General features: G+C 39.5%; 31 protein-coding genes and 3 pseudogenes. 11 read left to right on the forward strand and 23 right to left on the reverse strand.

Annotation, left to right across the window (positions count from 1 at the left end; translation table 11 throughout):
- Nucleotides 1–79: 79 nt before the first annotated feature.
- The 9 genes and pseudogenes from ACWYN3_RS12640 (at nucleotide 80) to ACWYN3_RS12680 (ending at nucleotide 5724) form a co-directional block, all read left to right on the forward strand.
- Nucleotides 80–1045 carry an FGGY family carbohydrate kinase gene (locus ACWYN3_RS12640; RefSeq protein ID WP_456221466.1) on the forward strand — a complete coding sequence of 322 codons (966 nt, stop codon included), beginning with the start codon at nucleotides 80–82 and terminating at the stop codon, nucleotides 1043–1045.
- Complete coding sequence (locus ACWYN3_RS12645) at nucleotides 1033–1596, forward strand: FGGY-family carbohydrate kinase (protein WP_456221467.1); 564 nt, start codon at nucleotides 1033–1035, stop codon at nucleotides 1594–1596. The genes ACWYN3_RS12640 and ACWYN3_RS12645 overlap by 13 nt, the downstream gene beginning before the upstream one ends.
- Nucleotides 1581–1787 (forward strand): hypothetical protein, encoded by a 207-nt coding sequence (locus ACWYN3_RS12650; RefSeq protein ID WP_456221468.1) that lies wholly within the window; start codon nucleotides 1581–1583, stop codon nucleotides 1785–1787. The genes ACWYN3_RS12645 and ACWYN3_RS12650 overlap by 16 nt, the downstream gene beginning before the upstream one ends.
- A 43-nt stretch (nucleotides 1788–1830) precedes the next feature.
- The gene (locus ACWYN3_RS12655; RefSeq protein WP_456221469.1) at nucleotides 1831–2034 is read left to right on the forward strand and encodes a class II aldolase/adducin family protein; all 204 of its coding nucleotides are present in this window, start codon (nucleotides 1831–1833) and stop codon (nucleotides 2032–2034) included.
- Entirely contained in the window at nucleotides 2021–2476 is a 456-nt protein-coding gene (locus tag ACWYN3_RS12660) for a class II aldolase/adducin family protein (RefSeq protein ID WP_456221470.1), read from the forward strand. Before ACWYN3_RS12655 ends, ACWYN3_RS12660 begins: the two co-directional genes overlap by 14 nt.
- Before the next feature lie 119 nt (nucleotides 2477–2595).
- Nucleotides 2596–3093, forward strand: a pseudogene (locus ACWYN3_RS12665) (hypothetical protein); the annotation flags it as partial.
- Nucleotides 3057–3548 carry an L-arabinose isomerase family protein gene (locus ACWYN3_RS12670; RefSeq protein WP_456221471.1) on the forward strand — a complete coding sequence of 164 codons (492 nt, stop codon included), beginning with the start codon at nucleotides 3057–3059 and terminating at the stop codon, nucleotides 3546–3548. The pseudogene ACWYN3_RS12665 and the gene ACWYN3_RS12670, both read left to right, overlap by 37 nt.
- Nucleotides 3539–4006, forward strand: coding sequence for a hypothetical protein (locus ACWYN3_RS12675; RefSeq protein ID WP_456221472.1), 468 nt, complete (start codon nucleotides 3539–3541; stop codon nucleotides 4004–4006). The genes ACWYN3_RS12670 and ACWYN3_RS12675 overlap by 10 nt, the downstream gene beginning before the upstream one ends.
- 26 nt (nucleotides 4007–4032) lie before the next feature.
- Nucleotides 4033–5724, forward strand: a pseudogene (locus ACWYN3_RS12680) (sodium:solute symporter family transporter).
- 1072 nt (nucleotides 5725–6796) lie between these two features.
- On the opposite strand, the gene ACWYN3_RS12685 reads toward ACWYN3_RS12680, so the two are convergent.
- The 7 genes from ACWYN3_RS12685 to ACWYN3_RS12715 form a co-directional block, all read right to left on the reverse strand.
- Entirely contained in the window at nucleotides 6797–7018 is a 222-nt protein-coding gene (locus ACWYN3_RS12685) for an ankyrin repeat domain-containing protein (RefSeq protein WP_456221473.1), read from the reverse strand.
- A gap of 2 nt (nucleotides 7019–7020) precedes the next feature.
- Nucleotides 7021–7311 carry an ankyrin repeat domain-containing protein gene (locus ACWYN3_RS12690; RefSeq protein ID WP_456221474.1) on the reverse strand — a complete coding sequence of 97 codons (291 nt, stop codon included), beginning with the start codon at nucleotides 7309–7311 and terminating at the stop codon, nucleotides 7021–7023.
- A 308-nt stretch (nucleotides 7312–7619) separates the two neighbouring features.
- Nucleotides 7620–7985, reverse strand: a complete 366-nt coding sequence (locus ACWYN3_RS12695) for a catalase-related domain-containing protein (protein WP_456221475.1) — start codon at nucleotides 7983–7985, stop codon at nucleotides 7620–7622.
- The gene (locus tag ACWYN3_RS12700) at nucleotides 7982–8308 is read right to left on the reverse strand and encodes a catalase (RefSeq protein ID WP_456221476.1); all 327 of its coding nucleotides are present in this window, start codon (nucleotides 8306–8308) and stop codon (nucleotides 7982–7984) included. Before ACWYN3_RS12700 ends, ACWYN3_RS12695 begins: the two co-directional genes overlap by 4 nt.
- Nucleotides 8301–8897: a catalase gene (locus tag ACWYN3_RS12705; protein WP_456221477.1), complete on the reverse strand. Its 597-nt coding sequence runs from the start codon at nucleotides 8895–8897 to the stop codon at nucleotides 8301–8303. The genes ACWYN3_RS12700 and ACWYN3_RS12705 overlap by 8 nt, the downstream gene beginning before the upstream one ends.
- On the reverse strand, nucleotides 8842–9150 hold the full coding sequence (locus ACWYN3_RS12710; RefSeq protein ID WP_456221478.1) for a catalase: 309 nt from the start codon (nucleotides 9148–9150) through the stop codon (nucleotides 8842–8844). Before ACWYN3_RS12710 ends, ACWYN3_RS12705 begins: the two co-directional genes overlap by 56 nt.
- Before the next feature lie 464 nt (nucleotides 9151–9614).
- Nucleotides 9615–10043: a lipocalin family protein gene (locus ACWYN3_RS12715; RefSeq protein ID WP_456221479.1), complete on the reverse strand. Its 429-nt coding sequence runs from the start codon at nucleotides 10041–10043 to the stop codon at nucleotides 9615–9617.
- A 587-nt stretch (nucleotides 10044–10630) separates the two neighbouring features.
- Here ACWYN3_RS12715 and ACWYN3_RS12720 point away from each other — a divergent pair.
- On the forward strand, nucleotides 10631–10969 hold the full coding sequence (locus ACWYN3_RS12720) for a hypothetical protein (protein ID WP_456221480.1): 339 nt from the start codon (nucleotides 10631–10633) through the stop codon (nucleotides 10967–10969).
- 146 nt (nucleotides 10970–11115) lie between these two features.
- Nucleotides 11116–11694, forward strand: coding sequence for a dihydrofolate reductase family protein (locus ACWYN3_RS12725; protein ID WP_456221481.1), 579 nt, complete (start codon nucleotides 11116–11118; stop codon nucleotides 11692–11694).
- Nucleotides 11695–12193: 499 nt separating this feature from the next.
- Here the strand turns inward: ACWYN3_RS12725 and ACWYN3_RS12730 are convergent, their stop codons facing one another.
- The 16 genes and pseudogenes from ACWYN3_RS12730 to ACWYN3_RS12805 form a co-directional block, all read right to left on the reverse strand.
- Complete coding sequence (locus ACWYN3_RS12730; protein ID WP_456221482.1) at nucleotides 12194–12346, reverse strand: hypothetical protein; 153 nt, start codon at nucleotides 12344–12346, stop codon at nucleotides 12194–12196.
- A 12-nt stretch (nucleotides 12347–12358) separates the two neighbouring features.
- A complete protein-coding gene (locus ACWYN3_RS12735) occupies nucleotides 12359–13024 on the reverse strand; it encodes a hypothetical protein (protein ID WP_456221483.1) in 666 nt (221 codons plus the stop codon).
- A 32-nt stretch (nucleotides 13025–13056) separates the two neighbouring features.
- The gene (locus ACWYN3_RS12740) at nucleotides 13057–13581 is read right to left on the reverse strand and encodes a hypothetical protein (protein ID WP_456221484.1); all 525 of its coding nucleotides are present in this window, start codon (nucleotides 13579–13581) and stop codon (nucleotides 13057–13059) included.
- A gap of 201 nt (nucleotides 13582–13782) precedes the next feature.
- Nucleotides 13783–14124: a hypothetical protein gene (locus tag ACWYN3_RS12745; RefSeq protein ID WP_456221485.1), complete on the reverse strand. Its 342-nt coding sequence runs from the start codon at nucleotides 14122–14124 to the stop codon at nucleotides 13783–13785.
- A 414-nt stretch (nucleotides 14125–14538) separates the two neighbouring features.
- The gene (locus ACWYN3_RS12750; protein WP_456221486.1) at nucleotides 14539–15027 is read right to left on the reverse strand and encodes a hypothetical protein; all 489 of its coding nucleotides are present in this window, start codon (nucleotides 15025–15027) and stop codon (nucleotides 14539–14541) included.
- A 13-nt stretch (nucleotides 15028–15040) separates the two neighbouring features.
- Nucleotides 15041–15706, reverse strand: coding sequence for a glycoside hydrolase family 27 protein (locus ACWYN3_RS12755; protein ID WP_456221487.1), 666 nt, complete (start codon nucleotides 15704–15706; stop codon nucleotides 15041–15043).
- 194 nt (nucleotides 15707–15900) lie between these two features.
- On the reverse strand, nucleotides 15901–16593 hold the full coding sequence (locus ACWYN3_RS12760) for a discoidin domain-containing protein (RefSeq protein ID WP_456221488.1): 693 nt from the start codon (nucleotides 16591–16593) through the stop codon (nucleotides 15901–15903).
- The gene (locus ACWYN3_RS12765; protein ID WP_456221489.1) at nucleotides 16586–17428 is read right to left on the reverse strand and encodes a hypothetical protein; all 843 of its coding nucleotides are present in this window, start codon (nucleotides 17426–17428) and stop codon (nucleotides 16586–16588) included. Before ACWYN3_RS12765 ends, ACWYN3_RS12760 begins: the two co-directional genes overlap by 8 nt.
- A 118-nt stretch (nucleotides 17429–17546) precedes the next feature.
- Nucleotides 17547–18080, reverse strand: a complete 534-nt coding sequence (locus ACWYN3_RS12770; RefSeq protein WP_456221490.1) for a DUF4982 domain-containing protein — start codon at nucleotides 18078–18080, stop codon at nucleotides 17547–17549.
- On the reverse strand, nucleotides 18046–18564 hold the full coding sequence (locus tag ACWYN3_RS12775; protein ID WP_456221491.1) for a hypothetical protein: 519 nt from the start codon (nucleotides 18562–18564) through the stop codon (nucleotides 18046–18048). Before ACWYN3_RS12775 ends, ACWYN3_RS12770 begins: the two co-directional genes overlap by 35 nt.
- A complete protein-coding gene (locus ACWYN3_RS12780; RefSeq protein ID WP_456221492.1) occupies nucleotides 18557–19093 on the reverse strand; it encodes a glycoside hydrolase family 2 TIM barrel-domain containing protein in 537 nt (178 codons plus the stop codon). Before ACWYN3_RS12780 ends, ACWYN3_RS12775 begins: the two co-directional genes overlap by 8 nt.
- The gene (locus ACWYN3_RS12785) at nucleotides 19056–19967 is read right to left on the reverse strand and encodes a sugar-binding domain-containing protein (RefSeq protein WP_456221493.1); all 912 of its coding nucleotides are present in this window, start codon (nucleotides 19965–19967) and stop codon (nucleotides 19056–19058) included. The genes ACWYN3_RS12780 and ACWYN3_RS12785 overlap by 38 nt, the downstream gene beginning before the upstream one ends.
- A 191-nt stretch (nucleotides 19968–20158) precedes the next feature.
- Entirely contained in the window at nucleotides 20159–20809 is a 651-nt protein-coding gene (locus tag ACWYN3_RS12790; protein WP_456222986.1) for a hypothetical protein, read from the reverse strand.
- Nucleotides 20731–21033, reverse strand: coding sequence for a beta-galactosidase (locus tag ACWYN3_RS12795; RefSeq protein WP_456221494.1), 303 nt, complete (start codon nucleotides 21031–21033; stop codon nucleotides 20731–20733). Before ACWYN3_RS12795 ends, ACWYN3_RS12790 begins: the two co-directional genes overlap by 79 nt.
- A pseudogene (locus ACWYN3_RS12800) lies at nucleotides 21030–22024 on the reverse strand (beta-galactosidase). Before ACWYN3_RS12800 ends, ACWYN3_RS12795 begins: the two are co-directional and overlap by 4 nt.
- 186 nt (nucleotides 22025–22210) lie before the next feature.
- Nucleotides 22211–23083, reverse strand: coding sequence for a DUF5013 domain-containing protein (locus tag ACWYN3_RS12805; protein ID WP_456222987.1), 873 nt, complete (start codon nucleotides 23081–23083; stop codon nucleotides 22211–22213).
- Between the last annotated feature and the right edge of the window lies 1 nt (nucleotide 23084).

Genomic DNA, 23084 nt, shown 5'->3' on the forward strand with positions numbered 1-23084 from the left:
TTAATTCTTTCAAAAGATTATTAAAATAAATTCTTTTAAAAAAAATATTAAACGTTAATTAGACGTTTAATATTTTTATATGAGCAAAAATCAATACGTTATTGGTGTAGACTACGGATCAGATTCTGTCCGCTCTGTTATTATAAATGCAGAGAATGGCAAGGAGTTGGCCTCAGCAGTATTCTATTATCCACGCTGGCAAAAAGGCTTGTACTGTAAACCTGCGGAAAATCAATTCAGACAACACCCATTAGATTATATGGAAGGTCTGGAACAAAGTATTAAAAAATGTCTGGAGAAAGCCGGAGACCAGTTCAGTATAAAGTCTATAAAAGCAATTTCAATAGACACAACCGGATCAAGCCCGGTAGCAGTGAACCGATTGGGACAGCCACTGGCGTTATTGCCAGAGTTTGAACATAACCCAAATGCGATGTTCGTACTGTGGAAAGACCATACTTCAGTAAAGGAAGCTATGCAAATCAATAAGCATGCAGCTGAATATGACACCAATTATCTCAAATATTGTGGCGGTATCTATTCTTCCGAGTGGTTCTGGGCCAAATTACTGCATGTTTTGCGTACAGATCAAAAGGTGGCAAATGCCTGTTACTCCTGGGTAGAACATTGTGACTGGATCCCCTTTTTGCTTACAGGTGGAAGTGATGTTTCGAAAATGAAACGAAGCCGTTGTGCTGCCGGACATAAGGCATTATGGGCTGAAGAATTCGAGGGTCTGCCACCGAATGAATTCTTTGCGGAACTGGATCCGATCTTGAATGGTTTTACAGAACGTCTGTATAAAGAAACATACACTGCTGATGAACCCGCTGGTATAATTAGTCCGCAATGGGCAGAAAAACTTGGCCTCCATACGGATGTAATGATTGGAGTTGGCGCCTTCGATGCGCATATGGGTGCTGTTGGCGGACAGATAGAACCTTATTATTTAAGCAAAGTGATGGGAACATCTACCTGTGATATCCTGGTTGTTCCCTCCGCTGAGATGGGTAATAAACTAATCAAAGGAATTTGGGGCAGGTAAATGGTTCTGTCATTCCGGGAATGATTGGTCTTGAGGCCGGTCAGTCAGCTTTTGGAGATACTTATGCCTGGTTTAAAGAAGTGCTTTCATGGCCTGTTAAAAATCTTTTAAATCGAACGGCAATACTGGATGCCGAAACTATTAAAGCGCTGGAAAAGGAACTTTTAGACCAGCTAATTCCTGAACTAAGCAAACAAGCAGCTCTTATACCCAAAATGGACGATGACGAATTGGCTATAGACTGGCTAAACGGCCGCAGAACTCCTGATGCTAATCAGGAACTCAAAGCTGCGATTAGTAACCTCGACTTAGGAACTGATGCGCCAAGAATCTTCAGAGCCTTGGTGGAAGCGACTTGCTTCGGAGCCAAAAATATTGTGGATCGTTTCGAAAATGAAGGAATTCCAGTTAAAGGGATCATTGGAATAGGCGGTGTGGCAATAAAGTCCCCTTATGTCATGCAAACTATGGCCAACGTCCTCAATATACTATTCGCATCCATCATTTCGAGCATACCTGCGCATTGGGTGCGGCTATGTTTGCGACTGTAGTTGCAGGCATATACCCCACTATTGAATCGGCAATGAATTCAATAGGGAGTGGTTTTGACCTGGAATATCTTCCAGAAAGAGAAAATGTAGATTATTATTTCCGCCGCTTTGAAAATTATAAGGCGCTGGGTAAGCATATAGAGCAGAACCTGCATCATCAACTCATTACACAACCAGCAATAAATGAATAATTATCTAGAAATACGAGAAAAAGCGTACCTGGCTAACATGCAATTGCAAGCACTAGGACTAGTACTTTTCACCTTTGGAAATGCCAGTGCTGCCGATAGAGCCGCAGGCGTCTTCGCAATCAAACCCAGTGGAGTTCCTTATGAAGAACTTTCACCACAAAAAATGGTTATTGTAGATTTTGAAGGTAACACAGTCGAGGGAGATCTCCGTCCATCTTCCGATACCAAAACCCATGCTGTATTGTAACCACTGGGAAGAAATTGGCGGTATTGTACACACCCACTCCACTTACGGAACAGCTTGGGCGCAATCACAGCGATCATTACCAATTTATGGGACTACACATGCCGACCACTTAACGACCGATATTCCATGTGCCCCAGCAATGCCAGACGAACAGATCTCAGGCAATTACGAATATGAAACCGGATTTCAAATTATGAATCATTTAAAAAGTAATGGACTAAGTTATAAACAAATAGAAATGATTTTAGTTGGTAATCATGCACCTTTTACCTGGGGCAAGACGGTGGAGAAAGCCGTCTACAACAGTGCTGTACTAGAAGAACTTGCAAAAATGGCTTTTCTTACTGAACAAATACGACCGGATGTACCCAGGCTTAAAAACTCTTTGATCAAAAAACATTATGACCGTAAACATGGTACAGATTCTTATTATGGACAATAAAAAACAATCAGATAAAAACTAAAACACAATGATCAACCTAAAACAATTCGAAGCCTGGGTTCGTAACCGGAAGCCAGCATTTATATGGAGAAGAAACTTTAAGACAAGTTGCCGAGCATGCTTTACAAATTTCCGGTCAGCTGAACAACTCAGCACAAATTCCCGTAAAAATAATCTTTAAACCCGTAGTTAAAACACCGGAAGAGATTTACAGAATCTGCCAGGAGGCCAATACAGCAAAAAATTGCATCGGTGTTATTGCCTGGATGCATACATTTTCTCCCGCAAAAATGTGGATTGGTGGCCTAAAGGCTCTACAGAAACCATTATTGCATTTGCATACACAGTTTAACAGAGATATTCCCTGGAGTAGTATAGATATGGATTTCATGAATCTAAATCAAAGTGCACATGGTGACAGAGAGTTTGGATTCATCATGTCCAGAATGCGATTAAACAGAAAGGTTGTAGTTGGCCACTGGGAAGACCCACAAGTTAGAGAAGAATTGAGTATCTGGCTAAGAGCGGCGGCAGGTTGGTTTGATCAACAGGGAGCAAATTCGTCCGTTTTGGAGATAACATGCGCTATGTTGCTGTTACCGATGGAGATAAAGTAGAAGCAGAGATAAAATTTGGGTATGAAGTAAATACTTATGGAATTGGAGATCTGGTTGCCGTGATCAATCAAACAGCTGACAATGAAATTGATCACCTGGTTAAAGAATATGAAGAGCGTTATGTGATTCACAAAATATTAGCTAAGGGCGGTGAACAGCACTCTTCGTTACGAGAGGCTGCAAAAATTGAAATTGGTTTACGCAACTTTCTTCAGCAAGGAAATTTCAAAGGTTTCACAGATACCTTCGAAGACCTGCATGGTATTGCACAATTGCCAGGTATAGCCGCTCAGCGTTTAATGGCAGAAGGTTACGGTTTTGCAGGTGAAGGGGACTGGAAAACATCAGCACTGGTCAGAGCAATGAAAGTAATGGGCGCTGGATTAAAGGGTGGTAATTCATTCATGGAAGACTATACTTATCATTTTAACCTTGCCATCCTCCTATGGTACTAGGTTCACACATGCTCGAAATTTGCGAATCTATAGCCAGCGGACCTGTAAAATGCGAGGTACACCCTTTGGGAATTGGTGGTAAAGCAGATCCTGTAAGACTTATTTTTAATGCAGCCGGAGGCCCTGCCTTAAATGCATCAATTATTGATATGGGTAATCGTTTTCGTATGCTTATAAATCTGGTAGATGCAGTTGAACCAGATCAGGATATACCAAAACTACCTGTTGCAAGAGTATTATGGAAACCGCAACCAGACTTAAAAACAGGATGTGCTGCCTGGATTTATGCTGGTGGAGCACACCATACCTGTTATAGCCAGAACCTCACTGCCGAACATTTAAATGACTTTGCAGACATGGCAGGTATCGAGTTTGTAACCATTGACAACCATACTAATCTAAACCAGTTCCGTAATGAATTAAAGTGGAACGAAGTCTATTATCAACTGAATAAATAAACCTGAACCAACCAAATATAATTTCTCTGAGCAATAATTTAGTCTTAACTGATTATATCGTTTTTATTTTCTATTTTCTGATTGTTTCTGGTTACGGTTACACCATTTACCATAGACGTAAAAAAAAAAAACGAACACAACGCGAAAGCTTTTTTTCTGGCCGAGGGAACATTATCCTGGTGGGCTATTGGCGCTTCTTTGATTGCCTCAAATATATCTGCAGAGCAGTTCATTGGCATGAGTGGAGAGGGTTTTTTCTTAGGTATTGCTGTTGCAGCTTATGAATGGATAGCAGCCATAGCGCTCATTATTGTGGCTATCTGGTTTATACCGGTCTATCTTAAAAATAAGATTTATACCATGCCACAATTCTTGCAAACCAGATATAATGAATCAGTTGCTTTAATTATGGCAATTTTTTGGCTTTTCCTCTATGTATTTGTCAATCTAACCTCCATTTTATATCTGGGAGCAGTAGCGATTAACGGGCTTACTGGTGGAGATTATCTGCATTTGATTATGCTGGGACTTGCTGTGTTTGCACTCTTTATCTCACTGGGTGGAATGAAAGTAGTAGCGTATACAGATGTCATACAAGTAGCTGTCTTGATCTTTGGAGGCCTGGTTACCACTTATATTGCATTAACTGTAGTTGGAGAGAAATTTGGTGCAGGAGCAAACGCTATCGCAGGTTTTAATATCTTGATGGAACAAGCCCCTGAGCATTTTAAAATGATCATTCCCAAGCCAACAGCTACATCTTCCCAAAATGAAATCAGTAAATATCTTACTTTTCCTGGTGCTGCATCTTATATCGCAGGTATCTGGATTATTAACCTGAATTACTGGGGATGCAACCAATACATAACTCAAAGAGCATTAGGTGCTGATCTTAAAACAGCAAGAACAGGAATTTTATTTGCCGGATTGCTCAAGTTAATGATGCCGGCTATCGTAATGCTACCGGGTATAGCGGCCTTTGTTTTATATAAAAATGGCTTTCTACCTCAATTGACAGGAGGAAAAGATGGTGCCTACTCTGCTGCTGTCCTTAATTTTTTACCTACCGGATTAAAGGGGCTGTCTATCGCTGCATTAACCGCCGCAATTGTAGCTTCACTTGCTGGTAAAGTAAATAGTATATCCACCATATTTACTTTAGATGTTTATGCTAAATATTTAAAAAAAGATGCCGATGAAAAGAAACTGGTACTTACCGGCAGAATGACTGTATTTGCAGGCTTAATTCTTGCCGTATTATTTACCTGGAATGATTTGCTGGGAATTGGTGGAGTTGGCGGGTTCACTTACATTCAAAAGTATACGGGTTTCATTAGCCCAGGAGTTTTTGCAATGTTTATTCTTGGTATGTTCTGGAAAAGAACCACAGGAAATGCCGCAATTGCTGGTGTAATCACTGGTTTTTTGCTATCCGTGTTTTTCAATGAATTCGCCCCTGCTGTTTTAGGCCATGATACCTTAATTTATACCGCTTACCCAAATGGAAAAGGAGGATTTGAAATTCCGTTCCATATTGCATGGGGTTGTCGTTTGCTTTTACCATGTTACTCATGATTGGTATCAGCCTTTTCGGGCCTAAACTAAATCCAAAAGCTTTTGAACTGGATAAGGGTATGTTTAAAGTCGCACCATCAACTCTTGTATTAATCGTATTGACACTAATGATTGTGGCAGCATTATATGTGAAATTCTGGTAAGATTAAACTGTCTGACATTATTAATAATGTCAGACAGTTTGAACAGAGCCCCCCACTAGAATGAGTTTTTTCTTTCATTTGCTAATCTGGTCCTTTCATATTGCTAATTGTCCATTTCGCTTTTCTTTCTCCTTATGAGAGCACGATTGAGCCTTATATTTAAGACAAAAATTTACACTAAAACCTTTTAGAGTAAATCAAGATAATAGTTTTAGATAAAAAGAAGCAATTTTAATTTCACTACCATGGTCTTTAAAATTAACCAAATAGGAATTGCGGATTAATAAAGGTAATAATGGAAAACAATAAACAACCTGATAAAATAAAATACCAGGAAATGAAAACGAGCAGCTATTTGCGTTAGGAAAATGCTTCCAAAATCGTGTAAAAATTCAGCAGATAATTGATCAATTCGTTACACTGGCAGCATTATTATTTAATGTATCTATAGCAATTATTATAATGGCCGATCTGCACACGTTTTACTTTATGGCGGGCACAGGCTAGGGAGAAACAGACCAAATACCAAACCCATACCTGTTAAGCAATTCCTGGGTGGCTGGAGAATTTGGCCTTAGATTTCATGCTAGTGCATCTTTAACCACAATTAAAGGGTTAAGAATTGGTACTCTTTGTTTATTGGACACGAACTCACGTCAATTTTCTGCTGAGGATAAAGATAAGTTAGAAACACTTTCAAATTCCTTAATGGAACAATTTGAAATGTAAGATTAACTAAATAATGATATTATTACACTCTTGACATAAATGATACCAGAATTATTCGTAGTCTGGTCAGCTGATACTAGTTTTGCACCAGCTCTGATCCATAAATAGTTTTTCCATTCTGATCCTGAAAATAGATTCTTCCTCCTGAAGGAATTTTTCCTTCGACTCTGCCCGGTTACAAATTGCTGGCAGAAAGGTTGATCTGAATAACGGGATGCTCGATGAGCATTTACTCTTTAATTATCTCTTCCTGACCGTAGGGAGATCCTTAAACTATAAGCATCCGGAATATCCTATCAATGAGATAATATTGGCAATAAAATCTTGTTAACTCGATTTAAATTTATTTTTCAAGTATGATAATTATACTTTGAGTCCCTTGATTTATCGCGTAGTCTAATGCTGTTTTTCCAAAATTGTCCTTAATGCTTTTACCAGCTCCGTGGCTTAATAAGTACTTTACGATGTCTTCATGGCCAAACGTAGCGGCAAAGATTAGAGCTGTTGCACCATTAAAGTTCATCTGATCAACATCTGCTTTAGCTTGATTTAAATCAATTACCATGTTTAGGAATCCTTTAAAGCAAGCTCCCATATAAGAGCTGTATTACCAGAGCGATCTTGAGCGTTTGGATTTGCTCCATTCATTAACAGTAATTTGGCAGCAGCCACGTTTTCATTATAAACCGCAATAATCAAAGGTGTTGATCCTCGTTGGTCAGTTGTATCTATTTTTACATTGCTACCGATGAACTTGGTTAACATTGTAGTATCATTAGTACGGGCAGCATTAAAAATATCCTGTGAGTAGGATATTTTGCAAATGATGATCAGTGCGAATGTTATAAATATTTTCATCTTATGATGTTTCTTAAGTAGTTTTCTTGTGATCTAAAGTAAAATTTAAATGCTTATGTCATTTAATATGGGAGAAATGATTCAGTGTAATCAATTCGTCTTGATTAAGGTTCAGTAATCCAAATCCTTAGACGGGTAGTTAGATCACTGAGTAATTTATTACTGAATGATACTGTCAATTCTGGTTAAAAAATCTTCGATACCATCGAAGATAAATCAACCTTTAAAAAGTGAGAGTCAAACAACAGGTATCATACGATAGAACCAGGGAGAAACGCATCTCCCTGGTATTTGAGCTAAGTTTAAAATCAGTTATTGGTGAAGGCGGCTTCAACTTCCTGCCTGCTGGCTTTAAGACTAGCGGCGAGTTTTTTACCGAAATCAGCATCAGCCATATAAAAATGAGCGATCATCTTTAAAACGATAGCGCGGTTTGTTACTGTAGCAAGATCATCCGAGAGATTTTTAACAAGCTCTGCCTTACTTCTTTCTGGGAGTGCCCTATAGAAATCACCCGCCTGCTTAAAATCATTGGCTTTATCAATTTTGTGCTGGGTACTTGTGGGAGTAGTATAGGTAATAGTAGAGTATTGAGAATGACCATTATCTGTATAACCGTTTGCGGCAACAGTGGGCTGATAATTAACATCGGCATTCTTTTGTCTGTTACTCATGATACCATCCTGGTTATTCGAATTAACAGCGACCTTTGGAGCATTGACAGGTAAAGTATGGAAGTTGGACCTATACGATAACGTTGCGTATCAAAATAAGAGAATAAACGCCCCTGTAGCAGTTTATCTTCCGACGGCTCAATTCCCGGAATTAGATCTGCAGGTGAAAAAGCCGCTTCTTCTACCTGTTCGAAAAAGTTGTCAGGCCATTTGTTTAAAGTCATTTTGCCCACTAATACCATTTTCACTTCATTTTCCGGCCAAATTTTGGTTGGGTCAAGTGGATTGAAGTCAACTTTGTCCATATCCACTGGCTTAATCATTTGAACGTATAATTCCCATGATGGAAAATTTTCCGCTCTTAATATTATCATATAAATCGTGGGTTGCATTCTGAAAATCTTTTGCCTGCACACTCGCTGCTTCTGCGGCACTAAGGCCTTTTACCTTTTGTAATGTTTTCCAAGTATATTTAACATAGGTAATCTCCCCTTTATCATTTACCCATTTAAAAGCATGTACACTGGAGCCGTCCATCTGACGAAAGTTAGCTGGAATACCCAGATCTGTATACAAATGCGTAATCATATTCGTAGATTCAGGGATATGTGAAAAGAAATCGAAGTAACGGGTAGCATCCTGACGGTTTGTGATGGGTGATGGCTTTAATGAATGAACCATGTCGGGAAACTTGACTGCATCCCTAATGAAAAATACTGGCAAATTATTTCCAACGATATCATAGTTACCTTGGTCGGTATAAAATTTCACAGCAAATCCGCGTGGATCTCTTAATGTTTCCGGTGAGCCTTTACTATTTATTACAGTAGAAAACCGGGTAAAGACTGGTGTTGTCTTACCTTTTTCGGCAAATAATGTTGCCTTTGTAAACGCTGAAAAAATTATCAGCACTCACAAACTCGCCGAACGCTCCGGCACCGACTGGATGAACTACGCGTTCTGGTATCCGTTCCCGGTCAAACGATGCTAACTTCTCTATCAGGTTGATATCTTCCAGCAAAACAGGGCCATTGTTACCAATGGTTTTAGAATTTTGGTTATCGCCTACTGGTGCACCGTTATTAGTGGTTAACGACTTTTGCTGAGCGAATACGGAGAGTGCAGAGCACGAAAAAAGTAAAACAGTTAGATACTTAAAATTCATATGTGATTATTTTGAATACCAAAGATATACCCGCATAAGGGCTAAAGAAAATCATTAATTCTGATTAAGTAATAGAGAATATCTATAAGGATTTTATACTGCTATGAAAAAAAAAAAAACATATAGAGCTATATGTACAACGTTAATTTATTGCATTGCAATTTTTTTGGTAATTAAAATTTTGAGAAGCCCCTATCTAGATTACTGACCAAAAAAATTGGCCCGATTCTGCCAAGAAGCAACGAGTCTGTCTGTTTAATAAAACATACTACAATCCAGCAAGCTTGGGGTTAGTTCGAAATAATTAGTAAAGCCAGATAAGGCCATCCAAAAAACAAGATCAATTCTAATAATACGATTGAGTGGTATATACAATGATTTGTACAAAATGTTACAAGACACCATATTCTATAAATGAATGGCATCTTGTAACAAAGGAAATAGGTGATATAGACTAGGTTAAATTATTTCTCACGTCTGTAATTGGAATGAGTATCATTGCTGTAAGTGAGGGTCAGCGTAGAATCCGTGAGCGTTGTAATTAAAGCGGTATCAACACCAGGACCGGACAGTTTAACACCAGTAGTATAATTCGACAATACAAGGGTATCCCCATTTAACTTCCATTTTTTGTAAAGAAGTGTGTGCATATTAATAGAGCTTGCTGATCCATCAGCTTTCATCTCAATTCCTTGGACAGCAGGCTCCTGCCCGGGAATTGGCTGAATCCATTTTCCAGTCAGCTTCTCTTTAGTTACTAAATCCGGTTGTTTTTGAGCAGTAGCTTTATCCGATTCTTGTTGGCTGGTTTGATGCTTTTGACCATTTTGACAGGCAGCAAACAGTACTGTTGCCGCAGCTAAAAGTGTGATTTTAATTCTCATTGATTTCATTATCTTATGATACAAAGCTTAATTACTCAGCGCATAAAGCTAATAATAAAAAAAATAGAAGTCTTAAGATGCAAAAATAGTGGTAGTTTATGTCAAAATAGCATAGGTTGCTAAAGAGTGGTAATTTTATAAAGCTAACTAGATTTGAAAAAGCCCGACTTCGTTTTAGCTTCTTTTTAACAACTGCCAGTAAAAGATGAACAATTAACAGATAGTATATCTGTATTTTGATGGCATTCTCATTATCACCCTGAAAGTATTTAATGATGTTATCTTCAATGAAAGAAATCAGCCGTCCGAAAAATGGCTACTTTTACCGGACAAAATTAAAAAAATGACACTGCACCTATTTGTTCTCTTTTTCATACAGCTCTTTTTTTTGTTGCTTCAAAAACGAATGTCGAAAGAGCCAGAGAATATTAATTTTCAGGCTTCGTTGAATATACTAATCATCTACCTGGTACTGCCATTGTCTTTTCCGGGCATGGCAGTAATCGCTGACTTTTACTTTTTATGAAGGGATTACAGATAATCTTGTATGGTACTCCCTTGTATTTGTGCCGCTATGGATCTTTAGCGTCTATTGGATGAAAAGGAATCTGCAGCTACAAAATGACAGGGGCTGGGTTAGAAAGGCGTGGCTGGTGTCTATGAACAGCTTATTATTGATCGGCTTCATCTGCGCCATTTTTACCAGTCACCATGAACACGGTCCTACACCTTCGGTTAGGGATTCGGCCTATCTGACAGTTTATTTCATAGGAATCCATGTGACTGTTGTTATCGGTTTGACGATGCAGATCTGGCTTTTGGTAAAAAGCAGTTGGAGAACCAGCTTCATCTGGATAAATGTATTGTTCACCGTTATCGCGATGGCTATCTATTTATCGATATTATTTAGCATGAGTACACAAAGCAACTTCTGATGGCAATAAAAAGCAATACTCCCCCCTATTTTTGACAAATGGAAATGGTCGTAAAATACCCCTCAAATTGTCACAATTCCCCCTCATACATCTACTACCTTGTCCTTTGTTAGCTTTATATAAATATTAAACTAATAGCAGACAAGATGAGAAAGATCAGAATTTTCGAACATATTTCGCTGGACGGCGTGATCCAGCACGAAAACAGCGACGACTTCGCGCATGGTGGATGGACTACAGCATATAGAACTCCTGCTGGGTTAGAGGCTGTCACTGAGGCATATGGCACACACTTTGACCTGCTACTTGGCCGTCGTACTTACGATAGCTGGGCAGAATTTTGGCCGAAGGCCGGAAATATTCCGATAGCCAATGGCCTGAATGCTGCGACAAAATACGTCGCGACCCACCGACCTGACAGCCTCGAATGGGGGCCGGTTGGTAATCTGGGCACGGACATCATAGATGGTATTCGCAGCCTCAAGTCAACGGATGGCCCTGACCTGATTCTCTGTGGAAGTTCAACACTGACATCAGTCTTGCTCGACCAGGGATTGGTAGATGAGGTTGTGTTGATCATCTACCCAATCTTGCTTGGCAGTGGAAAACGCTTCTTCTCAGACAGCGCCTACCCGCGCGAACTCGCACTCATAAGCACGAAAACCACGTCAACGGGAGTGCTTATCAATACCTATAAATACGTTGGATCGCTGCGAACTGAATAAATCTTAAGCTGACGCGAGCGTGTGCTTAAGTCTATTATCCCTAGCTGTATTGTAAAAGAGTTGGGCCATAACAACCCACTCAAAAGTTCCCCCTCCCCCAGGCGAAAGGTTCGATTTTTGTACCAATAGAATCACGAAATGCCTCAATTTAAATTGAGGCATTTTACGTTGAAAATATTTTATGGGGCCTATCAATGTTGTTGCCCAAACCAATTGAAATTTTGCGACCGATGTGTTAATTATCAACAATTCAATAACTAGTACATTATGTACTTGATTGAACCCATTGCCTTCGCCAGGTCGGTGCCTCAAACGGATCTGCGAAATATTGTGTCTCATGTACAACTTTGCCGTTGCGGAATTCCATAATACTACTCACTGTGAATGCTGATTGCTCTTGATAGGTGATCGTATATTCCGTGATCCAGAGATCACCTTTTCCAACGATTCGCTTGACATTGAAGCCTGACGGTTTACCAGGATGATGACTCCTTAAGGCTTACAAATTATTTCGTCCGAGGATTCGCTCACCCGACTGAGGATAATCACAGATAATGTTGTCATCATAAATATCATGTTCTGCGTTTGTATTACCGCCTGCCGATGCACTCCAGTGCGCATTCAGGGCTTCTCGTATTTGTTCTTCTTCCATGAGTCAATTCGATTATTTAATGGATGTTGGTGGCTTTGATTTACCCTTAACCAAATCATTATAAATCGCGATACGGTGTGTACGTAGTTTATAGGGTATCTTTTCTTTGCTGTTGCTCATCTGGAAACCAATAGCGTGAGATTCTTTGATCGGCATGTGGCAGTCGATACAATTCTTTGCCAGTACAGCTTTGTTTTTCTCTTTCAATGTTTCATGTTTCACCTCCTGATGACAGCTGATACATTTAGCAGAATAAATTGCCACGCTAGGCTTCTTATTATCATGCACATCATGACAAGTAATGCATTCTGCCTTACCAGTTTTATAACACACGCTAGCCTCAAGCAGCTGCTTTTGTTTACCATGTACATCCGGATCTTCTCCTTTATAGGCACTATATTGGGGTAGTGTGTTTAACGTATCTCCAGGTTTAAAACTAAAAGTAGAACTCACAGTTTGAATACCCGTTCCTGAATGGCACACCCCACATACATCTATTCTTCGTGTTAACGCCAGCTTTTTATAACTCACCATAAAATTGGCCGTTTTTACCGTAGGATTCTCTTGATGAAAGGTTACGTGCTTGGCCGCAGGGCCATGGCAACGTTCGCAATCTATACCAGCAATAACAGAGTTTTTAACGTATTCTTCCTCTATCGAAAAATTAGCACCCTGCACCAACTTTTTGTCCGCGAAGGAGCTATGGCACTCTAAACAACGCGCGTAACAATTGGTCTGCCAAAATAAATCTGGTTGTCAGGAAAACCCGGACTATTTACCCATTGATGTTCTTTTGTCAGGTAGTTCAATGGCATTTGTATCAGCTGTTTGCCATACCAAAATGCAAATGTGTATGCACTGTTTCCAGCACCAAAAACCATGTCTGTATGTTCAGTTTTTTTATCGACGCCACCGATCAGCGCAGACTGATATAGGCTTCCAGCACGGTTTTTCACCTGTACTTTAGTCTGTTTATTAAAAACAAACTCTCCATCAGGTATGTGCAGACTGTCGGCAGAGTTAGGCTTAGTTAGCATTTTTGAAGCATTAAAATGAGAATTGTGTACCGCAGATTCTGTAAGATCTTTATGACAGTTTATACATGCAGAGCTTCCTGCGTAGGCTGCCCCCCTGCTGTCATTACTTTTACTTTTTACCTGTGTACATTGCACAATTGCGAACACAAAAATTGCCAGAATACAAAAAATCAGGAAGAAGCTCTCCGGCCCATACATTAGCTTTGGTTAGAATATTAGCAATATTGCTAAGTAAAATAATAAAAAATTTCATTACAACCGACAAAAAAACATAAAGGGCTAATTTTTCAAATTAACCCTTTATCAAATCTTGCAGGACACTAACATCTTCAAGTACATAAGCAAAAAAAGCAGTAGCAAAAAGTTCCTGCCAGCAAACTGTTAACAGGGACTTTATGATTACTCTGTAAAAATACTATGTTGAATGATAATCCCATCTCCTTCTCTCCCGTATTGCGGCACAATAAATCCTTTGGTTTCATAAAGGTTCGTCCCTGAATTATAATACCACTTTGCACAGCCGCTTATTTGTAATTTAATATGATATACATGATCGTAAGTTTCCTTTTGATAAGGATTAAAATCTGGTAGTAAGGCATGAAGGTCGTCCAGCTCTTTCGCATATTCATCATGAATTCTCATACCTTCATTACAGGCTTCCTGGTAAGAAAGCTTATACTGTGTGAATAGAATGAACACAATATTCAAGCATTCAGCTTCTATTTCAAGTTCTTTTTTCAATGAAGCAAAAATAACATTCAGTATACCAGATATATTTATTCATTATACTCCTTATTATTCTTTTTAGATCAATAAGCTTCAATTAATGCAGAAACACAATGTTCACACTAGTTAAACTAAGTCTTTATTGTTAAATTCATTACCCTGAACAGTGCCATTCAATTTATTCACAGTAATTAGAATTCGACTATACCATTGATAGTCGTGTATTTCATGGTGTATTTAACGCCAGGGTTTATATACCGGTAAACACCAAATCCGCCCCCTTAGATAATAAAACCCCTGCAACTATAGTTTGCAGGGGTTTTATTATCTAAGGGCGGTCAAAACTTATGAAGATTCCTATATTGGCTATATTTAAATTGTTCTTTAGCCTATCATATTATGTAAAAACAAGAACTGAAGAACTTTGATTCAGGCCCTTCCTACTTTTACAATTTTAAGCCCTTTTAGTCTGAATAATTTGGTTTCATGAGACTGCACTTTACCTTGCCATTTTTTGCCTTTGCCAATTGTTTTATTTTGCCAGACGTCTGTAATCTCATAACTACCATTCAAGCCGAGCTCTTTCCAACTAACACTTGATGTTTGCACAAGATCACTACGATTTAAAACAGCAACAGCAATATCTCCATTTTGCAATGGCTTAATAAATACGTTCCAGACATCGTCTCTGATTAAGCGAGCTCCCTGTTTTCCCAGTCCATCTTGATTAATAGCAATTACATCAGCATTGAGCAGAATATCTTTTGTTCGAGCATTCATATGGCGCAAGTCATTTGAAGCTAGTAAAGGAGCTGCCATAATACTCCATAAACTCATTTGGCTTTGATACTCTGTATCTGTACAACCAGATCCACCTAAATCTCCGGAAGGGCCCTTTTTCCCGTACAAACCAATCATAAGCGCATCTGGATCATTCCAGCTTCCCGGACCGGCAAATAGAGCCAGCCAGACTGGCATTTACATCTACAATATCCAGAATACCAGCACCTATGTGATGAAGATCTGTCTGTTTTTCCCAGCTTTTAACACTTTTCCATTTATCACGTATATCGGCTGTTGTACGCCATAAGTTCCCGCCAGCAGCTTTTGCCCATGTTGCCGGATTTCTGTCTCCCCATTCACATATCCCGAAAACAATTTCTCTTCCACTGTTTTTCAGTGCATCACCCATTGCTTTATAGCGGATCATCGCTGTAGCAGCATCCGCAGGTGCTCCGCAATAATCGTATTTCAGGTAATCAATATCCCAGGAAGCGAAAGTTTTAGCATCCTGATTTTCAAAATTTAAGCTTCCGGTATAACCAGCACAGGTTAATGGCGCCGCGTCAGAATAAATACCCAGCTTGATGCCTCTGGCATGAACATAAGCAGCTAATGCTTTAATACCTGACGGGAATTTCTTTGGATCAGGAATAATGTTGTTTCGACTGTCCCTTCCTCCTTGCCAGCCATCATCAATTAACAAATAATTGTACCCAGCTTTCACCATTCCAGAGCTTACCATCGCATCTGCCATCTCTTTAATCTCATTTTCGTGGATATGATCTTCAAAGTAATTCCAGGTGATCCAGCCCATTGGGGGAGTCGGGGATTGAGCTTTAACACTAAAGATCTGGAAAAAAAAAAAACACAGCAACAAAACTTATAAATTTCATGAAAATTTGTTTTTGGTTAACATTTAAAAAAAAAAAACTATATCCTCAAGCTAATGTATTAACATTAAAACGTATAAAGAGGACATACTTTTGATATATCCTCTTTATTTTATCTTTAATACAATCCTATTTCGGCCAGAGCCGCAAACTGTTCACCATCCCACGATGATTTAGCAATGAATTTAAAATACCTGAGTGCAATTGGCGATGCAAAGTCAAAATATTGCGGACCAGGAATGTTTCCAAGGGTATAGGAATTTATTTTTGTAAAATTAATCCCATCAGTACTACTATACCATAGCTCAGCATCTTTTATTGTACGTTGAATATTACCTCTTTGTGTAATAGATAAGCCTTTTGCAGTGTTAACACTTCCCATATCGACCACAAACTGATGAGGGTAAGATGCTGCATTTGCCGACCAGCTGGTATGCCAATATGTAGCAGAATTCCCATCAATCACATTGGCTACCGGTCCATTTGGTGCAGGCTCACCAGAAGTTTCCTGTGAACTGAAAGAAGCAATAGCCCATCCTTTTTTACTTAATTCATCCCGTGTACTAAAGTTTAATACCGGTAACCCATTCAAAAAAGTATAGGGGTAAATGGTTTCTGTTATCGTTCCATTTTGATGAACCAGGTCTACCTTTAGTTCATATTGCATATTATCTTCTCTATGTTCCAGATCGGAAATCTTCTCTTCAACATAAAAACTGTCCACCCCAATCGGCTTTGTCGACCAGGCAATAGCATTATAATCATGATTTACTCCTGTACCTTCTTCATTATTTACATTCGGGTCATTCATAATAATACATCACGTCTGTAACTGGTGTATCGGTACTGAATCTTCCTGAAACTACTATAGCCCCTTTTGCAGCGTCGTACTTTGCATGGATGCTTTTAATTGATGCATTTACAGGGCCATAATAGGTTTTGGTATCTTTATTAAATATCTCATTTGTATTTAGTCTGGCACAATCCGCAGAAGACAAGAAAGTCGGGATTTTCCCGAACTGAGTCCAGTACATTAAAGTATGCCCCAAGGTAGCCATTTCACTCACTTTTGGACTGTTATGACTCAGATTTAATCCATGACCTAATTCATGAGCTACACCGCCAAACCAATCGGTAAACCGGTTAGCTAATGTAGAAGTCTGGCCAATATATTTTATATCAAAATCTGCATAATCAATTGCATAACACCACCTTCCTGTACCGTAAAAAGGCCCCCCGGTTGGACCTCCTGATGCGTCAATAGCATAATTCGGTATTAGAATTAAGGTATGCTGGCTTGTTTGATCAGCGGGATGGGCAGCAAAATAGGCAATGACTTCCTGCTGCATTGCACCAGAACCTCCTTCATAAGGATAACTGCTTTTTGGCAGCTTTCCTCTGATAGTGATGATTTTTACACGTTTGGTAATTGCATCAGTTAATAAACCAAATGTTTTATTACCATAGCCATTTCTTTGCATCTCCTGCATATACCAGTTCTGATAATAAAGCAGGATCTCACTGTACCGGCGCTGATAATCTTTAAGTGTATCCAGATCACTAGGTACAAAATAAACTACATTTAAGTTGCGCTCCCGGTCAGAACTATTGCCGTTCCCCTTTGGTGAAACCTGTGGAGATAGCACAAGTTCTTTTTTACAGGAGCAAAAAATAATTGACATTAAAAAACAGGAATAAAGAATTCTTTTCATAAATATTTGGTTTAAGTTGGTTGCATTAGAAGCCAAAACATTTTAGAATGATTTAGCGGTTTAGGCTTATTTTGATAATACTTTCTATATTTTTTGTTTTAGCAGTAAGATGTATTTCACCAGGTTGAAGAGAAGTTGATTGCATCAGGATACTCGCAATCCCTCCTCTTACCTTTACTTTTGAAGGGCCAATAATTTTAGCATCACCCGTCAATGAAAACTCTACTTCTGTTTCATTATCCAGACAAGCAACTGTGCCATTTTTATCAACCAGTGAGGCATGTACAAAAATTGCATCAGCCTGATCAGCTTTCATCGGCTTTCCACTAAAATCGGCATCTAGTTTGATACGATTGGCTTGTTCAGGTGTACGTACAATTTGCTCGGTAACTTTTTTATCATTGATATAACCTTCGGCAAGAAGCTCTCCGGGTTCATATTGGATATCCTTAAAGGTAAATGGAGGATGCTGATAGTTCTTACAGTTCCCACCATCAAATGGATGAGTACCCCCTTTTTCAAATAGGCCATAAGGAGTTGTAGGACCATGATCAGGAATTTGTTCGCCTACAACTTTCCCATTCACCTTTTAAGATAATTTTATCACAGTTACTCAGGATAATTACTTTGTCTTTTCCTTGTCGGGCTGTCCACCAATTGGCAATGAACAGATAGGGACCATTATTGTCGATGCCCGCAATTTTTTTATAGGGTTGTAACTGGCTCCTGAATAAAGGTGCGATGAACTTGGGCAGGCGAAAATAATCCATCACCCCCCATTCATTATTTACTTTCAAACTGGGAACATTACCATCATACATCGCCCATATCGCATCTCCTACATTGCCTTTATAATCCAGGTCGGTATTGTGCTCCCACAAAGTATTCCATAGACCACCAAGCATAGCTGATTCACCTCTTTCCCGGGTACTATGGGTTGTGCTTTGTACCCCTCCATATTCCCAGTCCGCATATTCTTTGATAAAACCAGGCGAGTTAGGCTGCACATCCTGCACTCTTTCGTAGGTATTACTAAATACGGGTCCCTTATCATCATACCAATTAGACATCGCCACATCCCAGGTTATGTTTGGCACCATAAGTTTCACCAGTAGTAAAGTACTCGCCCGAAGGCAATTCTTTATGTACCAGTTCATGACAGGCTATTCTGAAATCATCCGGCGGATAACTTTCATTCAGATTGGCCTCCCATAAAACAACACTTGGATGGTTCCTGTCACGGTGAATCATGTCCTGTATATCACGATACACCCTTTGTTTAAAAATATCATTATTATTGAAAAACTGCCAGCCCGGAATATTATCCAACAGCATTAAACCCAGTTCATCAGCTGCATCATATAAAGCAGGAGATTGTGGATAGTGAGATAACCTGATCGTATTAAAACCTGCTTCTTTAATCTTTTTCAGATCACGGTATTGTGCGTCATCGCTGAGCGCATTACCCAGGTAGGGATAATCCTGGTGACGGTTTACTCCAATGAGTTTCATCGGTTCACCATTCACACTAAATCCTTCCGTATAAGAAAATATCAACTTCCTAAAACCCACACGTTGCTGGATATTGTCTTTGTTCAATACCGTTTACCAAAACAATGGTATTCAAAGTATAGAGATTAGGGCTGTCAGGACTCCAAAGTAAAGGCTTTGCCACCTTAAACTGTTGTTCGATCTCCATATCCTTCCCTTTGGCAAGAGGTTTTACTGCCGAAAGATTAGTAGCTACTATTGCTCCTATGGGAGATTTTAAAATTTGTTTCACTACGACAACCTGATCGCTCTTGCTTTGGTTTGCAACATTTGTTTTGATTAAGGCGGTGGCACTTTCTTTACTCACTTCAGGTGTTCTGAAAAAAAACACACCACCACCCATCACCTTTTGTGCCTGTACGGCATTGGTAATATGAACAGGGTTTGAAATAGTCAGCCAGGCATTCCGGTAAATACCGCTCCAATAATTAAACCCGTTTTTCATCAGGTCTTTGCCTGCCGGGAAATTTTTAGCCGCATGACTGTCCACCCTGACAATAATTTCGTTGGGTTTATCATAGAAAATATCTTTGCAATCAATATAGAAGAATGGAGTATATCCACCTTTATGCTGCATCACTAATTTTCCATTCAGCCAAACATCACTTTGCTGCATAGCAGCTTCAAACTCAATGGTAATTTGATGGCCCTTGTATCGCTGATCAACCGAAAATTGCTTTTTATAATAGGCTACCCCCTGCCACATCTCTGGCCCAGCTGCAAGGGGCTCAACATTTGCTGTATGTGGTAAGCTGACCTGCTGCCAGGCATTTTTGGCAATCAAAGGATATTCATTCGCATAATCGGCCCTGGCTTCCTGTAATTCATTTTGTGCGAGTTGTGAAACAGTTTCACTCGTACCTTTTTTAACATACTGGTTGGTAAACTGTGAAGAAAAACCTGTTTTGGTGGTATCATACAAGCCTGCTTTATGCGGGATTGTATCGTTGCTTTTGAATTTATAAAATTGCCAGCTATGGTTAAAGTTGAGCTGCTTTCTTTGCGCAGATGCGGAGATGAAAAATAAACAGCATACTGGCAGAAAAAATTATACTTTTCGAAAACATTGATTTTTCTATTCTGTTCATCAGGGTATTTTTTAGGATCAATTATTTAGTTGGTTTGTAAAACATCTAAAATTGGCATTTTGACTGTTGTTATTTCTCTTTGTTTGCTATCATTCAACTGATCAAAAACAACGATACTGTTAACTCCCTTTTTTAACCAGCAACCTGGTAGGTATAGCGTTTGCTGGGGGCCGACTTTCCAGTAACGCCCAAGATGATGGCCATTGATAAAAACTATGCCTTTACCCCAGTTTTTCATATTCAGGAAAGTATCTCCGATAGTATTGGCCGTAAATGTTCCCTGGTAAAGAGTAGGATGCCCGATTTCGCTTTGGGTCTTCTCTCCTATTGCCGAAACCTTGTCCATAGGTAAGCGGTACATTTGCCATTGACCAGTAATTTCATGATCATTAATCTTTACCGGGCTGATGATTCCTTTCAGGTTATGGACAATATCTTCTCCATAATTAATCCGCCCCATGTTTTCAACCAGGATATCCAAACGGGCGTTGAAAGGAATATGAATATTACAGGTAAAAGCATTTTGCTGGCGATTCAACTCTGCCACTTTTTTGCCGTTTACATACACCGTTGCATAATCCCTTAATCCGCTAAGATCTAAGGTACCGCTAACTGGCTGATTAAATTTACGGCTATATACAAAACATAACCGTAGCCCTGATTGAGATCTTCGAATGTTTGGGGCATATCGCTCACTACAGGCTGCTCTTTTTTGACTAGTTCTAATACATCGGCCGCTTTAGTTAATTGAATAGCAGGAAGCTGAATCACTGGTAGCGGTGCTGGTATTTCAGGTATAGGGTAAGCTACATATTTCTTCATTAAATTCCGGATAGCCGTAAATTTTGTAGTTACCCAACCCGCCTCACTTATTGGCGCATCATAATCATAACTGGTCACATCTGGTGTGATCTGATGTTTTTCTTCATAGTTGGCTCCAGTAGTAAAGCCAAAGCTGTCCCCCCCCCATGCGCCATATAAAGACTAAAGGACACTTTGTTCTTTAGAAACTTTTCGAGATCTTTTGTCACTAAAGAATCCGCTACCTTAGCTGCTGGTGTACCCCATGAATTAAACCAACCCGGGTAATATTCAGCTACCATATACGGCCCTTTACCATCATGGTACTGATTAATCTGCTTTTTTAAATTATCAATATTATCTTCTCCGTTAGCAGTAGGCAGTGCACCTTTGATAAACCCTCCTTCAAACAACATATCGCTATCTGAGGTGAAAAATGGCACATTAAAACCGGCACCAGACAACATCTCTTTGATGGCATTACTGTAAATCTTATGATCTGCAAGGGGAATATCTTTTCGCTGGGCAACATAAGAGCCAAATTCATTTTCTACCTGTACCATAATAACAGGCCCGCCATTGGTAATTTGCAGATCTTTGACCTGGCCGGCTAACTGGTTGATATAAGTCTTGCATGAATCCAGAAACTTTGCATTCTACTGCGGATAACCATATCCTTATCTTTTTGCAGCCACCATGGATAGCCCCCAAATTCCCATTCTGCACAGGCATAGGGTCCTGGTCTTAAGATCACCATTAAACCTTCCTGCTGCGCAATTTTAATAAATTCCCTGATATCGTGATTCCCTGTTTTGAAATCCCATACGCCAGGACTGGTTTCCTGGTAGTTCCAAAAAACATAGGTGGCAACGGTATTCAGTCCCATCGCCCGTAGCATCTTTAAACGGTGCCGCCAGTATTCCCTGGGAACACGGGCAAAATGCATTTCTCCCGAGTGAATCTGAATCGGTTTACCATCATATTGAAAAGCACCATCATTGATCGTAAATGTATGCTTTGACTGGCTATAGCCTGTTAAAACAATCGAAGCAGTTAAAAGCAAAGAAAAAATAATTTTTTTAATCATCATGTTTTGTGTGTGTGTTTATAGCAGATGGAAGTGGTTAATTTACCAAAGCTTATAAAGAAGCAGCACCCCGAACCACCAGGGTGCTCATTATCCACCTAACTAAACATCTGGTTTGCCCCGCAACACCAGATTACCTTCTCCATCCTAAGGATATTTATTGAATAACTATTGTTCTGTGTATAAAAATTAGTTCTTATATAATTTGATATTAAATACCTGAAAATAACTGCCAGGGTCACCATTCCCAACTATGTTCCCTAAAAATCCAATTGATACCACCTGCGGGCTGGTCAGTTTAAACGTAAAACTTCTTGTTTCAGTAGAATTTGGACTTGTGGTACCTACAGCTGCTCCATTAAACATACTCGCATATCCCAATGCCGTAGAAAGGTTAGCAAGTACCGGGATACCGTTTCCTCCTGCCGCAGCTACACAATAAACAGATGAATTAGACTGAATTTCTGAGTACGAATTAAATGAAACGATATAAGTTCCTGCGGGTAATGGCGAAGAGGTAGGCTGATAAACTATCCCGTCTACAACGGGCGTAGAACCCCATGTTTCCCAATAAAGACCCCCACCACTATCATCAGCATAGCCACCATTAGTGCCATTGTCTTTATTTTTAGCAGCCGCGTTGGTAATCCATGGCGCTGCAAGTATTCCAAATCTTCCATCAGAAGTAGCGGATTGAAAAGGACCAGTGTTTGATAAATAAATACTGGTTACTTCAAATTTCACATTATAGTTCTGATAGGCAACATAAAACGTGTCAATTGCCGTAGTAGTAGGTTTATATGCTGTGCGGTAACTAATACCGCTGCCATTTTTAAAATTTGGCAACGAAGTACTTAACCCTGTTGGAACAGACTTAACCAGGATATCACGCAATTTACCTGAAACATCAGTATACTTAACGTCCATCGAAACGGAACCGGCATCACTATTCACATCGGCCCAGTTAATTAAAGCTGAACCATCTGCCTGCATTTCGGCCTTGGCTATTCCCCTGTTTATGAGTGAACTTTGATATAAATCGCCATATACATTAGCAGCAATA

The sequence above is a fragment of the Pedobacter sp. NJ-S-72 genome (assembly GCF_053890575.1).

Excerpts from the sequence above, each read along its gene's own strand:
- ACWYN3_RS12640 (WP_456221466.1), top strand. The coding sequence starts at position 80 with ATGAGCAAAAATCAATACGTTATTGGTGTAGACTACGGATCAGATTCT.
- ACWYN3_RS12650 (WP_456221468.1), top strand. The coding sequence starts at position 1,581 with ATGTTTGCGACTGTAGTTGCAGGCATATACCCCACTATTGAATCGGCA.
- ACWYN3_RS12660 (WP_456221470.1), top strand. The coding sequence starts at position 2,021 with ATGCTGTATTGTAACCACTGGGAAGAAATTGGCGGTATTGTACACACC.
- ACWYN3_RS12670 (WP_456221471.1), top strand. The coding sequence starts at position 3,057 with ATGCGCTATGTTGCTGTTACCGATGGAGATAAAGTAGAAGCAGAGATA.
- ACWYN3_RS12675 (WP_456221472.1), top strand. The coding sequence starts at position 3,539 with ATGGTACTAGGTTCACACATGCTCGAAATTTGCGAATCTATAGCCAGC.
- ACWYN3_RS12685 (WP_456221473.1), bottom strand. The coding sequence starts at position 7,018 with ATGGTAATTGATTTAAATCAAGCTAAAGCAGATGTTGATCAGATGAAC.
- ACWYN3_RS12690 (WP_456221474.1), bottom strand. The coding sequence starts at position 7,311 with ATGAAAATATTTATAACATTCGCACTGATCATCATTTGCAAAATATCC.
- ACWYN3_RS12695 (WP_456221475.1), bottom strand. The coding sequence starts at position 7,985 with ATGAGTAACAGACAAAAGAATGCCGATGTTAATTATCAGCCCACTGTT.
- ACWYN3_RS12700 (WP_456221476.1), bottom strand. The coding sequence starts at position 8,308 with ATGATTAAGCCAGTGGATATGGACAAAGTTGACTTCAATCCACTTGAC.
- ACWYN3_RS12710 (WP_456221478.1), bottom strand. The coding sequence starts at position 9,150 with ATGAATTTTAAGTATCTAACTGTTTTACTTTTTTCGTGCTCTGCACTC.
- ACWYN3_RS12715 (WP_456221479.1), bottom strand. The coding sequence starts at position 10,043 with ATGAAATCAATGAGAATTAAAATCACACTTTTAGCTGCGGCAACAGTA.
- ACWYN3_RS12720 (WP_456221480.1), top strand. The coding sequence starts at position 10,631 with ATGAAAAGGAATCTGCAGCTACAAAATGACAGGGGCTGGGTTAGAAAG.
- ACWYN3_RS12725 (WP_456221481.1), top strand. The coding sequence starts at position 11,116 with ATGAGAAAGATCAGAATTTTCGAACATATTTCGCTGGACGGCGTGATC.
- ACWYN3_RS12730 (WP_456221482.1), bottom strand. The coding sequence starts at position 12,346 with ATGGAAGAAGAACAAATACGAGAAGCCCTGAATGCGCACTGGAGTGCA.
- ACWYN3_RS12740 (WP_456221484.1), bottom strand. The coding sequence starts at position 13,581 with ATGTATGGGCCGGAGAGCTTCTTCCTGATTTTTTGTATTCTGGCAATT.
- ACWYN3_RS12750 (WP_456221486.1), bottom strand. The coding sequence starts at position 15,027 with ATGATTGGTTTGTACGGGAAAAAGGGCCCTTCCGGAGATTTAGGTGGA.
- ACWYN3_RS12755 (WP_456221487.1), bottom strand. The coding sequence starts at position 15,706 with ATGGGCTGGATCACCTGGAATTACTTTGAAGATCATATCCACGAAAAT.
- ACWYN3_RS12760 (WP_456221488.1), bottom strand. The coding sequence starts at position 16,593 with ATGAATGACCCGAATGTAAATAATGAAGAAGGTACAGGAGTAAATCAT.
- ACWYN3_RS12775 (WP_456221491.1), bottom strand. The coding sequence starts at position 18,564 with ATGTCTAATTGGTATGATGATAAGGGACCCGTATTTAGTAATACCTAC.